This is a genomic window from Sphingomonas sp., assembly GCF_050725575.1.
Classification (GTDB): domain Bacteria; phylum Pseudomonadota; class Alphaproteobacteria; order Sphingomonadales; family Sphingomonadaceae; genus Sphingomonas.
Genome location: NZ_JBOHHW010000028.1, coordinates 54,353 through 67,895 on the forward strand (window position 1 = coordinate 54,353; position 13,543 = coordinate 67,895).

11 protein-coding genes are annotated in these 13,543 nt (G+C 62.0%); 9 read left to right on the forward strand and 2 right to left on the reverse strand.

The annotated features are described in order from the left end of the window. Position 1 precedes the first annotated feature (1 nt). The 4 genes from ACRECS_RS17645 (at position 2) to ACRECS_RS17660 (ending at position 4,948) form a co-directional block, all read left to right on the forward strand. Complete coding sequence (locus ACRECS_RS17645; protein WP_431584252.1) at positions 2–1,435, forward strand: O-antigen ligase family protein; 1,434 nt, start codon at positions 2–4, stop codon at positions 1,433–1,435. Continuing rightward, positions 1,432–2,655: a glycosyltransferase family 4 protein gene (locus ACRECS_RS17650; protein WP_431584253.1), complete on the forward strand. Its 1,224-nt coding sequence runs from the start codon at positions 1,432–1,434 to the stop codon at positions 2,653–2,655. The genes ACRECS_RS17645 and ACRECS_RS17650 overlap by 4 nt, the downstream gene beginning before the upstream one ends. Positions 2,656–2,837: 182 nt before the next feature. Then, positions 2,838–3,791 carry a glycosyltransferase family 4 protein gene (locus ACRECS_RS17655; RefSeq protein WP_431584254.1) on the forward strand — a complete coding sequence of 318 codons (954 nt, stop codon included), beginning with the start codon at positions 2,838–2,840 and terminating at the stop codon, positions 3,789–3,791. After that, positions 3,788–4,948 carry a glycosyltransferase gene (locus ACRECS_RS17660; protein WP_431584255.1) on the forward strand — a complete coding sequence of 387 codons (1,161 nt, stop codon included), beginning with the start codon at positions 3,788–3,790 and terminating at the stop codon, positions 4,946–4,948. Before ACRECS_RS17655 ends, ACRECS_RS17660 begins: the two co-directional genes overlap by 4 nt. Here ACRECS_RS17660 and ACRECS_RS17665 read toward each other — a convergent pair. Further along, positions 4,924–5,712 carry a glycosyltransferase family 2 protein gene (locus ACRECS_RS17665; protein ID WP_431584256.1) on the reverse strand — a complete coding sequence of 263 codons (789 nt, stop codon included), beginning with the start codon at positions 5,710–5,712 and terminating at the stop codon, positions 4,924–4,926. The two genes, ACRECS_RS17660 and ACRECS_RS17665, sit on opposite strands and share 25 nt — an antisense overlap. After that, the gene (gene galE, locus ACRECS_RS17670) at positions 5,705–6,703 is read right to left on the reverse strand and encodes a UDP-glucose 4-epimerase GalE (protein ID WP_431584257.1); all 999 of its coding nucleotides are present in this window, start codon (positions 6,701–6,703) and stop codon (positions 5,705–5,707) included. The genes ACRECS_RS17665 and galE overlap by 8 nt, the downstream gene beginning before the upstream one ends. A 157-nt stretch (positions 6,704–6,860) precedes the next feature. On the opposite strand from galE, the gene ACRECS_RS17675 reads away from it, so the two are divergent. From ACRECS_RS17675 to ACRECS_RS17695, 5 genes are all read left to right on the forward strand, one after another. Further along, on the forward strand, positions 6,861–8,063 hold the full coding sequence (locus tag ACRECS_RS17675; protein ID WP_431584258.1) for an acyltransferase family protein: 1,203 nt from the start codon (positions 6,861–6,863) through the stop codon (positions 8,061–8,063). A 120-nt stretch (positions 8,064–8,183) separates the two neighbouring features. Continuing rightward, positions 8,184–9,938, forward strand: a complete 1,755-nt coding sequence (locus ACRECS_RS17680; RefSeq protein ID WP_431584259.1) for a carbamoyltransferase family protein — start codon at positions 8,184–8,186, stop codon at positions 9,936–9,938. Between the two features lies 1 nt (position 9,939). Next, the gene (locus ACRECS_RS17685) at positions 9,940–10,980 is read left to right on the forward strand and encodes an acyltransferase family protein (RefSeq protein WP_431584260.1); all 1,041 of its coding nucleotides are present in this window, start codon (positions 9,940–9,942) and stop codon (positions 10,978–10,980) included. Then, positions 10,977–12,992: an acyltransferase family protein gene (locus ACRECS_RS17690; RefSeq protein WP_431584261.1), complete on the forward strand. Its 2,016-nt coding sequence runs from the start codon at positions 10,977–10,979 to the stop codon at positions 12,990–12,992. Before ACRECS_RS17685 ends, ACRECS_RS17690 begins: the two co-directional genes overlap by 4 nt. Before the next feature lie 79 nt (positions 12,993–13,071). Beyond that, the coding region (locus ACRECS_RS17695) for a class I SAM-dependent methyltransferase (protein ID WP_431584262.1) at positions 13,072–13,543 on the forward strand (472 nt) is incomplete at its 3' end.

Genomic DNA, 13,543 nt, shown 5'->3' on the forward strand with positions numbered 1-13,543 from the left:
GATGCTTCTGAATTTCATTCCGCTTCTGCCCATCATCATCGTGCTGTGCTTCGCCGCGATACGCTTCTGGGGCACCGCGATCGTCGCCGTGCTCGTCTGGGCGATGGTCGAAGGCGCCGTGCGTAAATGGGTGCTGCCAGGCTTTCAGTCGCAGATCCTGCTGGTCAAGGATTTCATCCTCATCTTCGCCTATCTCGGATATTTCATCTCTTCACGCAGCAACGAAGAACTCGGCCCGAAGAGCGGAACATTGTTGTTTCTGCTGCTACTCGAGGCTGTCTATTGCGCAATTCAGCTGATCAATCCCAACTCGCCATCATCGCTGCTGAGCCTGTTCGGATTGAAGAACTATCTGATCTACCTGCCGCTGGCATTCATCATTCCCGACATCATCAAGGATCGCCTGCAGCTGCGCAAGATCATGCTCCAGACCTGCTATCTCGCGATTCCGATCGCGTTGCTCGGCTTGTATCAATTCTCCCAGCCGCCGACGTCCTGGGTCAATCAATATGTGAGCCACGAAGAAGGTGTCGAAGCCATCGTGTCGGTGTTCGGTGAACAGGGCGAAGGTGACTTCAAATTTGGGCGGGCGCGAACGTCGAGCACTTTCTCCTACATCGGCGGATTCATGACCTTCCTGCTGCTCGCGGTGCCGCTCGCGGCATCGCTGCTGCTTGCATCGGTCCCCAAGCGACGAACGCTGTTGATCGTGACCGCAGCACTGGCGCTGTCGATCGGCGGCGCAGCAACCACCGGCGCGCGAACGCCGATGGTGGTCTTTGCCTTTGCCGGCCCGCTGCTCCTGCTGATCAGCGGCTGGAAAGGACTACTGCCCTTCCAGGTCGCGCTCCGCTTCGCGGTCGGCCTTGCGGTCGTCGGCATCGCCACCGTGACGATTTTCGGCACGGCCTTTTCCGCGCTCGAATATCGCGCCAACAACGCCGACAGCGCGGTTGCTCGGCTCGCCACCCCAATCACCGAGGCGGCTGCCGCGTTCGAGACCTCGCCGCTGATCGGCACCGGCATCGGCAGCAACTCCAACGCGGCGATGTCGTTGATCGGTGGCGATTATCTCTGGTGGCTCAACGGCAATGCCTATGAGCTGGAAACCGCACGCGTCATGCAGGAAATGGGCTTTGTCGGGTTCACTTTGGTGTTCCTGCCCAAGGTCTTCGTCATCATCCTGGTGCTCGGCCATCTGCGAAAATCGAAATCGCCGCTGATGATCGCAGCGCACATGGCAAGCCTGATCTTCGTCACCGTTCATCTCGTGCTGTTCACGGTCAACAACCCGACCGGCGGATTGATGTACTGGACGATCGTCGGCGTCTCGATCGCGGCATTCCGCATCGAGATGGCGGAGCGACGAAGCCGATCGCAGCAGAATTATTATCTGGAGCGCGGCTATCCGCTCGGAGAAGTGGCCTTGGTATGACGCCGACGACCGGCCATGCCGGCCGGCCGATCCGGATCGCCATCGTCAATACCCACCCGATCCAGTATTTCGCGCCGCTCTACGCCGCCCTCAACCGCGCCGAGGATCTGGAGATCACCGCGCTCTATCTGTCCGACTTCTCGCTGCGCGGCGCGCATGATCGCGATTTCGGCAAGGCGGTGACCTGGGACGTCGATTTGCTGGCCGGGTATGAATCCCGATTCATCGGCAAAAATGTCGGCACGATCGAACCCTATGGTTTCTTTTCGACCATCTCACCGGCACTTGTCGCGGAGATCTCGTCGAAGCGCTACGATGCGGTGTGGATCCATGGCCATGGCTATGCCGCGAAGATGATCGCACTCGCGGCGGCACGACTGAAAGGCGTGCCCGTCTTTATGCGCGGAGAAACCCATCTCGGTCTCGCTATCAGCCCGGCAAAGGCGGCGGCACGCCGCGCACTCATTGGCGCGCTTTACGCCCGATGCACGGGGCTGCTGGCGATCGGTGCCGCCAATCATGATTTCTACCGCGCGATGGGCGTTCCGGAGGAGCGCATCTCACTGGTGCCCTATACCGTCGACAATGATCGCTTCATCGCCGCCGCCCGAATCACGCCGCAGGAACGCAAAGACTGGCGGCGGCGGCTCGGCGTGGACAACGATGCGCCGATCATTTTGTTCGCCTCGAAGTTCCAGGGCCGCAAGCGTCCGGGCGATCTGCTCCAGGCCTTTCTTCGGCTCCGTCGCACCGGTCTCGACGCCCATCTCGTGATGGTCGGATCGGGCGAACTCGAAGCCGATCTGCATAAGGTTGCCGCTGAGGCGGCCGATCCCAGAATCCATTTCCCGGGCTTCTTCAACCAGAGCGACCTGCCGCGCGTTTACGCCGCCAGCGAGCTGTTCGTGCTTCCGTCGGAAAACGAGCCCTGGGGTCTGATCGTCAATGAAGTGATGTGCGCAGGACTCCCCGTCATCGTCTCGCAGGAAGTCGGCTGCGTCCGCGACCTAGTCCAGGACGGCGTCAACGGCGCGACCTATCCATCCGGCGATGTTGACGCGCTCGCTGCCGCCATTCGCAGCATTCTTGCCGATCCGGCCAAACGCGTGGCAATGGGCGCGGCCAGCAGCCGGATCATCGATCACTGGAGTTACCTCGAATGCCTGGACGGAATTCGCCACGCGCTGGCCAAGGCAGGGATCGTGCCCGCGATATCCTGATCGCCATCGCCGGACGGCAGCACGCGGACCAGCTCACCACGGCATTGGTAGAGGCAGGATGGAATGCGACTCTTCATCATGCATCACCGATTCGTCCTGCGCTGGCGGCGACGTTGGCAGGACATCACAAGTTTCGCCCGCTGACCGGCCTGATTTTTCGTATCGGCAACAAATTATTGCCGATGCCCCTCGCCCATCGGCTTGCGCACAGCATGTATGCGCAGTTCGATCATATCGTTGCGCGCGCCTTGCCGAAGATCGCGCCCCGCGCCGTAATCGCTTATGAAAACGGCGCACTCAAGACGCTGCAGGCAGCAAAGCGCCTTGGCCTGCCCACGATTCTCGACGCCGCCAGCGTCCATCACAGCATGCAGGCCGAGGGCGGACTGAACGATATCGGCACGGCATTCCGCAACCGGGTCAATGCCCGCAAGGACGCGGAGATCGCGCTTGCCGATCATATCCTGTGCTGTTCGACTCTCGCCGCGAACAGCTATATCGCAGCAGGTGTCCCCGCGGACCGGGTCCATGCCGTGCAGCTGGGCTTCGAACCGGGATCGTTCGGTCCCGGTTCGGATCGGACAGCGCACGAAGGGCCGCTGCGCCTGGCATTTGTCGGCCGCTTTACCGGGGTGAAGGGTGCCGACCTGTTCGCCACCGCACTCGACAATCTCGCCGGGCAAGCGATTCCTTATGATTGCCGCATTGCCGCCGCACGCGCCGACGGGGTGCCCGATCTCGTGGCACGCCTCGGCACTCGCGCGACCTTGCTTGGCAAGGTCCCGCATGACGAACTCGCCGCTCTCTATCGTTGGGCGGACCTGCTGGTCATGCCCTCCCGCTTCGATTCTTTCGGCCTGGTCGTACCGGAAGCGCTGGCGTGCGGCCTGCCGGTGCTCGCCTCCGACCATGTCGGCGCAAGCGACTTCATCGTGCCTGGTGAGAATGGCGACATCATCCCGTTCAACGATGCGGATGCTTTGACCCAGGCCCTTGCGAAACACGCCGCGAACCCCGCCGGCGTCCGCGCGATGCGGCCCGCTGCACTCGCCTCGGCTCAGGGTGCGGAATGGGCGCATTATCGCACGCGCGTTGCTCAGGTCGTTGCGGAGATGCTCGGCTGGTCGGCGCCATGAAGATCCTTCACGTCACACCGAGCTACTTCCCGGCCGTTCGATATGGCGGCCCGATCTATTCGGTCCATGGCCTCGCCGCCGGACAAGCCGCTTTGGGCCACCAGGTGAGTGTCTTCACCACCAATGCCGATGGCCCCGGCGTGTCGGATGTTCCGGTAGCAACGCCCGTGGATATGGACGGCGTCGCAGTCACCTATTTCCAGATCGGATCCCCACGCCGCCTTTACCGCGCACCGGCAATGGGCGCAGCGCTCCGAGCCCGGGCAGCGGACTTCGACGTCCTCCACCTTCACTCGGTATTTCTCTGGCCAACTCTGGCCGCAGCCCGAGCCGCGAAAAATGCCGGCACGCCATTCATCCTGTCGCCTCGCGGCATGCTCGTTGCCGACCTGATTCAGGCGAAGTCGAGCGTCCTCAAAAATGCCTGGCTCACCCTGTTCGAGCGCAGGTCGATCCGCGAAGCCGCAGCGATCCACTTCACTGCCGATCGCGAAGCGCTCGACTTCGACGCGCTCGGCCTCGAAACGCGCTGCAAGGTGATCGTCCCCAACGGCGTCGAAACACCAGCTCCTATACCGGACACGGTCTCACCCGATGTCATGGCAGCGACAACACTGCCCGGTTACGCGCTGTATCTTGGCCGGCTCAACTGGAAGAAAAACCTCATCGCATTGATCGATGCGCTCGCCTTCGCCCCGGCAACGCGCCTGGTCATCGCCGGGACCGATGACGAAGATCACGCCGCACAATTGCGAGAGGCAATCGCCAAGGCCGGGGTTGCTGACCGCGTCGCGCTGATCGACCGTAACGTTATCGGCTCGGACAAGGAATGGCTGTTCGCCAAGTGCAGCCAGTTCATCCTGCCCTCACTCAACGAGAATTTCGGCAACACTGTGCTCGAGGCAATGATTCGCGAAACGCCAGTGATCGTTTCGACCGGTGCTGGCGTTGCGGAGGTCGTGAAGGAGGCGAACTGCGGGTTGCTTGCCGACCCGACGCCCGAAGCGATCGGCACCGCAATGCGGGCTCTCGCCGAACGGTCGGTCGAGGCGCAGGCAATGGGCGTGCGAGGCCGCCAGGCCGCGCTCGCCCATTTCGGCTGGCGCGCGATCGCCGCGCGCATGGTCACGGCTTATGAGGGCCTGGTGTCGCGCTGACGCCCTGCGAGTTTCCGATCGACAATCTCCAGGCACAGCAGCAATTCGGCATAGGTGCGCTGCAGCGCATAGAACCAGCCGGGCCAGCCATCGAACAGGCACCGCTTGACGATCAGCGTGTAGAACAAGGCGGCAAACGGCGCCGGCCACGCCATGGCGCGCAACTTCTCGATCCTGGTGCGTTTCGACGGGTCCATGCTCAGCAGATGATCCGCCTCGCGCACGATATATTTGTCCTGCGACACAAGCCAGCGACGCAGCGATTTGCGGTCGTCATGATCGATCGTTCCGCGGAGATCCTCGACCGCCCCCTCGATCGCGAGCTTATGGCCATGACCGAAATCGGCATATTCGCCGCGCTCCGGCCGGTACAGAGTCACTCGCGCCGGATACAAGGTGCCCGCCAGCCGGTGGCCATAGATGCAGTAGCGAAAGGCCGTGCGATAGCCCGAGACCGTCATGGCCGGGCGCAGCAGCGTAATCTCGTCGATCAACGCCTGGGTCAGGACATAATCCGCGTCCATCGACAACACGAACGGCGTCTCGATCAGGCCCATGCCGAAATTGCACTGCGCCGCGAAGGTATCGAATTTGCGCGTCACCACCTCGGCCTGGGGATAGCGCGCGATGATCGCCAGTGTCTCGTCGGTGCTGCCGCTATCGATGATCAGGATGCGCTTCGCCCAGGTCAGCTGGTCGAGCACGCGCGCAATATTGGGTTCTTCATTATAGGTGATGACCATCGGCGTGATCTGATCAAGCACGACGCATGGCCCCTTGTGTGGTGACGTCGAGCCAATTCCAGGCGGTCGAAATGATCGTGTCGAGATCCGAATGTCGTGCCGTCCAACCAAGCAGGTCGTGCGCCGCGCTCGGATCGGCGACGAGCGCCGCCGGATCGCCCTCGCGTCGTGCCGCCATCGTCACCGGGATTGACCGTCCCGTCACCCGCTCGGCCGCCTCGATGATCTCGCGCACGCTCGTGCCTTGCCCGGTGCCGAGATTGAGTGCGACGAACCCCTTCGTTCCTGCCCCCAGCTTCTCCAACGCGGCGACATGCGCCGAGGCGAGGTCGGCCACGTGCAGATAGTCGCGAATGCATGTTCCATCGGGTGTGTCGTAATCATCGCCAAATACGGTAATGGACGGCCGGATCCCGGCTGCGGCCTGCAGCACCAGAGGGATCAAGTGCGTTTCGGGGTCGTGATCCTCGCCAATCTCTCCATCCACATCCGCCCCGGCGGCGTTGAAATAGCGCAGTGCGATGCAATCGAAGTCATAGGCATGCGCATAGTCGCGCGCGATCTGCTCGCCGATCAGCTTGGTGCGGCCATAGGGGTTGATCGGCGCCTGCAACTGAGTCTCCGAAATCGGGATCGTCTCGGCCATGCCATAGGTCGCGCAGCTGCTGGAGAAGATCAGCCGGCCGATCTCCGCCTTGCGCATCGCGCGCAACAGCGCCGCGGTGCCCTCGACGTTGTTGCGATAGTATTTTTCCGGTTCGGTGACTGATTCACCGACATAGGCGAAGGCTGCGAAATGCATCACCGCCGCAGGATGGTATGTCTCGAACACTTCGGCCAGGCGCGCCTCGTCGAGAATGTCGCCTTGCTCGAACGGGCCCCATTTCACCGCCTCGCGATGGCCATAGACGAGATTGTCATAGACGACAGGCTCCCATCCGGCCGCCCGAAGCGCTTTGCAGGCGTGCGAGCCGATATATCCCGCACCACCAGTCACCACTACGCGATTCATAAGGTTGCCCCTTCGAGTGCGCGGCTATAGGCATCGCGATACTCGATCAAGCCTTGGTCGCGCCGTATCGTGCGGTTTGTGCGGCACGGTTTTGAGTGGCACGGTTTTGAGTGGCACTGGCAAACCTTCGCCAGGGCCAATCTTCCGGGGGATGTATGTGACGTCGGTTCAGGGCGCTAGGGATCAGGACGACGGGCATCAAGGCGAGGCGACCAGCCACCGTACCCCGCGCGGACGCCGTTTCGAACATCTCGACATGGTCCGCGGCCTTGCCGCCCTGCTGGTGCTTGTCGGCCATGTCCGCGGTTTCGTGTTCGTCGATTATGCCGACCTGACCGGCCCGAAACTTGCCTTCGCGCCATTCTACGTGATCGGCGGCCTCGGCCATCAGGCGGTGGTGCTGTTTTTCGCGCTGAGCGGCTTTCTCGTCGGCGGGCGGGCGATGCGCGAGATCCGCCAGGGCAAATGGAATCTGCCCGACTATACCGTGCACCGTTTCGCACGGCTATGGACTGCCTTGATCCCGGCATTGATCGCCACGGCGCTGCTCGACTGGATCGGCCGCGACCTGCTCTACCTGAACGGTTATGGCGCGCAATATTGGGATATCCTTTCAAGCGGTCCCTATCCGGGCAGCAATCCGGCCCCGACGCTTGCGACATTTCTCGGCAATATCGCCTTTCTCCAGACGATCACGGTTCCGGTCTTCGGTACAAACGGACCGTTGTGGAGCCTGGCCAACGAGTTCTGGTATTATTTCCTCGTGCCCTTTGCCTGGCTCGCGCTGGCCGGACGCAATGCCTCGCTGGGCGTCCGTATGGCAGCGGCGATCTTCGCCCTCGCGGCTCTTGCCTTTCTGCCGTTCGTCATCGTTGCCATGGGCAGCATCTGGGTGATGGGCGCGCTCGCCTGGTCACTTGGCGATCTGGTTCGCGCAACGCCGGCGGAACGCTTCCGCCTCCTCGCCGTCGCGATCATGCTGGTGTGCCTTGTCGCGCTCGCGGCATCGCTTGCCCGGCCGAGCCTGCAGACCGACCTCCTGCTCGGCATCGCCTGCGCCGCTACCCTTCCCTGCCTCGCACGGCTGGGCAATCCCGGCGGTATCTATGGCCGCCTCTCCTTCTGGCTCTCCGAAATCTCCTTCACGCTGTACGTCGTACATTTCCCACTGATCGCCTTGTTGTGGTTTGCGCTACTCGCGCCGACGCAATTCGCGATCGGCCCGGCGGGCCTGGTCGTGGCAGCGGGTCTGATTGTTGCTGCTCTCCTGTACGCTGCGGCAATGTGGTGGCTGTTCGAACGCAACACCGGCCGCGTCCGTGCCCTGTTGCTGCAAACCCTGCATATTCCGAAGAGATGATGGGGCATTTGTGATCTCTTCCGTACTGCAACATTTTCGGTATAAGCGCACCCGAGCGAGGGGGTCGCACCACATCGTCATGCCGCGTACCAGCGTCGGCCGAGTCACGGAGACTTTTGCTTGATCATCCTGGGCCTCAACGCCTTTCACGGCGATTCTTCCGCATGTCTGGTACGCAACGGCGTCATGATCGCCGCCGCCGAGGAAGAACGCTTCCGCCGCATCAAGCATTGGGCGGGCTTCCCGTCGGAATCGATCCGTTATTGCCTCGCGGAGGCCGGGCTCACGCTCGGCGACGTCGACGTGATCGCGGTCAATCAGGACAGCCGCGCCAATCTGCTGCGCAAGATCGCCTATGTCGCGACCAAACGGCCCGATCTCGGCTTCGTCATGGACCGGCTGAAGAACCGCAAGGCGCGCAAGGGCATTGCCGAATATCTCGAGGAAAGCTTTCCCGGCGAAAGCTTCAAGGGCATTCATGCGCCGATCGAACACCATCTCGCCCATCTGTCGTCGGCCTTTCACGTCTCGCCGTTCCAGGACGCGAGCGTCGTCTCGGTCGATGGTTTCGGCGATTTCAGCAGCGCGGCCTGGGCGATCGGCCATGGCAGCGAGATCGATATCCAGGGCCGGGTCTTCTTCCCGCACTCGCTCGGCATCTTCTACCAGGCGTTGACCCAGTATCTGGGTTTCCCGCATTATGGCGACGAATATAAGGTGATGGGCCTCGCGCCCTATGGCGCGCCGACCCAGATCGACAAGATGCGCGAGATCGTGAAGCTCAGGGGCGATGGCAGCTTCGAGCTCAACCTGAAATATTTCAAGCATCACAAGGAAGGCACGCAATATCAGTGGACCGACGGCATTCCCGAGATCGGCGACCTGTTCTCGCCGGAGCTTGAGGAACTGCTCGGCCCGCGCCGCGACCCCAAGGGCGAACTGACCCAGGGGCACCGCGACTTGGCCAAGTCGATCCAGGCGATGTACGAGGAAGCCTTCTTCAACCTGCTCGACATGCTGCACGCGAAGCACAAGGTGCCGCATCTGACCGTCGCCGGCGGCTGCGGTAACAATTCGGTCGCCAACGGCAAGGTGCGCCGGCGGACACCCTATACCCATGTCTATGTCCAGTCGGCGGCAGGCGATGCGGGCGGCGCGATCGGCGCGGCGTTCGCATACTGGCACAAGCAGGGCAAACCGCGCGGCTTCGTGATGGACCATGCCTATTGGGGCCCGCACGCCCCGGCCGCCGAGGTTGAGGGACTGATGGTCGCACGCGAGGCGGAGATAGAGGCAGCGGGCTGCACGATCGAGATGATTACCGACGAGGCCGAGTTGTGCCGCCGCACCGCCACGGCGATTTCCGAAGGCAAGGTGATTGGCTGGTATCAGGGCCGGATGGAATGGGGTCCCCGTGCGCTTGGCAACCGCTCGATCCTCGGCGATCCGCGGCGTGCCGACATGAAGGAAATCCTCAACCTCAAGATCAAGCGGCGCGAAAGCTTCCGCCCGTTCGCGCCATCGGTGCTCGATCGCGGCGTCGCCGGCTGGTTCGAGGAAGAAGACAGCGTCCCCTTCATGATGCAGGTGTTCCAGATCCGCGAAGAGAAGCGCGACCTGATCCCGGCGGTGACTCATGTCGATGGGTCGGGCCGCCTCCAGACGGTCAATGAAAGCACCAACCCGCGCTATTTCCATCTGATCGAGGCGTTCGAAGCGATCAGCGGCGTGCCGATGGTGCTCAACACTTCGTTCAACGAGAATGAGCCGGTGGTGTGCCGCCCGGAAGAAGCACTGGATTGTTTCCTGCGCACCAAGATGGACGTGCTGGTGCTCGGCGACACGTTGATCGAGCGCAAGACACTGGCTTCCTGAAGTGGGCGACGGCGTCGCCGGAAACCCCGGGACACTGCGTGCGAGCGCTCACATTCCCGGGCTTGATGCCATTCGATTCGTCTGTGCTGCGATCGTCGCAATGGGGCATTTCCCGACCAACTATAAGGCCAATCTGGCGTTTCTCGGCGGCGACATATCATATGTGGCCGGCGCCTTTCTTGGTGTGCTGTTCAATGGGTCGGCAGCGGTTATCGTCTTCTTCGTGCTATCCGGATTCGTCATCCACCTACCCTATGCCGGCGGGAAGAAATTTGATGTCGGCGCATATTATAGCCGCCGATATATCCGGATCCTGCCGCCATTGGCGATGTTCATCGCATTCTATCTGACAATTTCTCCGCCGCCATCTTCCTGGAACTTGACGGTCTTGTGGAGCATCTTCTGCGAGCTCATATATTATGCGCTGTATCCGTTTATTCGTCGTTGGCGATTGAAATATCTGACGGCCGCTTCTTTTGCGCTCGCACTGGTTCTTGCTTTCACCAATTTACAATTGCTGCGCGAATGGCAGAACAACTATCCGGCATTTGGATACGCGACCTGGCTGATCGGTTTGCCCGTCTGGCTCTCCGGGTGCTGGGTCGCCGAAAATTTCATGCGTTTTCCGGTCGTTTCCACGCGCTTGATCTGGGCGATCAGGATGACCATCCTGGCACTATCGGTGGTGCTACAAATTGCTATGTTTCATGCGCATACCGTGTTTGCCAGCTATGCGATCACGCTCACGTTCTTCGCCGTCCCCGCTGCGCTTTGGATCGCACTCGAAGCGCGTTATTTCTTCGGTCGGAAACCCCCATGGCTCGATCGACTGGGTGTCGCAAGCTATTCGCTGTACCTGGTTCATTCTCTGGTGCTGATCGTGCTTATCCATCGTGACAGTGCAAATCTGATATCATATCTTTTCGGGACCTTTGTCACAGCGGTCATGTTTTACATTCTGATAGAGCGAAGTTCCCATTTGCTGGCGCGACACGTCGGTCGAAAATTAACCGCACCCACGCTGGCCACCGTCCGCGGATGAGCGCGACGATCAAATATCGACCGGATATCGACGGGCTACGGACGATCGCGGTCGGGTCGGTCGTCGCCTATCATGCCTTCCCGGCGCTCGTACCGGGCGGGTTCGTCGGCGTCGACATCTTCTTCGTCATCTCCGGGTTTCTGATCACCGGTATCCTTGTCCGCGAGCATGAGCGGACCGGCCGGATCGATCTGGCCGAATTCTATGCCCGCCGCGTTCGGCGACTGTTACCCGCGCTGCTCGCGGTGGTGATGACCACCGTCGCGCTCGGCCTGTGGCTGATACCTCCGGCCGGCGAACTCCAGTCTCTCGCGAAATCGGCGCTTGCGGCCCTTTTCTTCACGTCGAACATCTTCTTCGCGCTCCAGCCATCGGGCTATTTCGCCGCCGCGGCCGAGACCTATCCTCTGCTTCACACCTGGACGCTGGCGGTTGAGGAGCAGTTCTACATCATCTGGCCATTGCTGATTCCGCTCACTGGCTGGATCGCAACAAAGCTCGGCCTGGCCCAGCGCCGCGCGCTTTGGGGCCTGTTCATCCTGATGTTTGCAGGATCGCTGGCGATCAGCATTGTCGGCACGGCGATACGCCCTTCCTGGGCTTTCTACCTCACACCGTTTCGCGGCTGGGAGTTCGCCATCGGCGCAATGCTGTCGCTGGCGCTGCGCGGCGACAATCCGCGCTGGCATCACGGCGCGACCGCGCAGTCGCTGATCGGCCTCGCACTGATCGGCGTGTCGCTATGGGCATTCGATCACGAAAACCCCTTCCCCGGCTGGATAGCGCTGTTGCCGACGCTCGGTGCGGCCGCTCTGCTGGCGGCAGGCGCTATTGCGCCAACCAACCCGGTCGCTCGCCTGCTCGCCACACCCCCCGCCGTCTATATCGGGAAGCTCTCCTATGGCTGGTACCTGTGGCACTGGCCGCTCCTCGCCCTGGTACGCGGCCAGGCCCTGGGTGAGCCGGGCAATAGCGCCCTGATCGGAGCGGTGATCGCATCGTTCCTGCTCAGCTCGGCGAGTTATCACCTGATCGAGACACCGGTTCGTCATCAGCGCCCGACGATCTTTCGCACCACCGGCAAAAGCCTGATCGCCGGAATTACCATATTGTTGATCGGCGCAACCTGTGCGGGTGCGACATTAATACTTTCCAATGCGCGGCTCGCTGCCTCACCGCGTTTTCAGGCCATCGCGGCGGTGGAAGACAATGGCGTGGTGGATGACCTACCGGCCGCCTGCGCCAACTACGCCGCGGTCTTCGAGAATCTCACCCCACCCGCATCCTGCATGGTGGGTGATCGCGCCGCGACGCGCGTCGTGGTTCTGATCGGAGATTCTCACGCAGCTCATTACATCCCGATGCTCGATCGCTGGGGAAAGGCCGCTCATGTCGCGGTGCTGCCGCGCGCACGCGGCGGCTGCCGGCCGCTCGACGGCACTGCGGGAGTCGTCGGACTTGCGCCAAGCGCGATCATGCTCGCGGACTGCGCGCGGTTTCGCGATGCCGTATACGCAGAAGCGGCACAACTGGCGCGAGACGGGCGCATTACCGCACTGGTCGTCGCGTCGCGCTGGCCGGATGGCGGCGCCAGGGCCACGATGCCGATAACAACACCCGTCCGCGCGGGATTCGAGTCCGGGCTGAACCGCATCGTCGCCACCGCGCAAGCAGCGAAGGTACGGCTGGTACTGATCAAGGATACGCCGCTTTTCCCACATAATGTGCCGCGCTGCCTGGCGCGCCGATCCGACCAGGATTGCAGCGTATCCCGCGCCGTCATCGATCGCGACCATGATGAAAGCGATCGCCGCCTCGACGCGCTGGCATCCGGCACATCGAATATCCGGGTGTTGAATCCGCGGGCAATAGTCTGCAGCAGCACGGGGTGCAGTCCGATGCGCGATGGGATCGTCATGTTCCAGGATGACCATCATTTGTCGTCACGGGGCAGCGCCGCGCTGGCGGCACCGCTTCGCCCAGCGCTCGACGCCGCCATCCTCGGGCGATGAGCATGATCGGGCGCTTGAATTCGCCACCGATTTTCGCCACCCAATGGGGTCGCGCCACTGTTCGACAAGGGGCTTGTTGATGCCGTCATATGCATTTGAGACCCGCCGGATCGAAGCACAGCCCGGCTGGCCCGAAAGCTGGCGCGTCTCGCATCATCATGACGATGTCGAAATATGGGGCGGTTCGTCCAATCCCGGCTATGCGCGAATGTATGATCAGCGTCGTACTCGCGTGCTCGACGCGCTGCGCAGTGTCGCCAGCCCGGGGGCGAAGCTGCTCGATCTGGCAGCCGCGCAGGGTAATTACACGCTTGCCGCCGCAGCAATGGGCTATCGGGTCACCTGGAACGACCTGCGCGCCGACCTGGTCGATTATGTGAAGCTCAAATCGCCGCTGGCCGAACGAATCGAGTTCGTGCCCGGCAACATCTTTGAACTCGGTGATCAGTTCGCCGGCGCTTTCGACGTGGCGCTCGCACTCGAAGTGGTCGAGCATGTCGCCCATCCCGACCAGTTCCTGGCGCAGCTCGCAACGGTGGTGAAACCCGGCG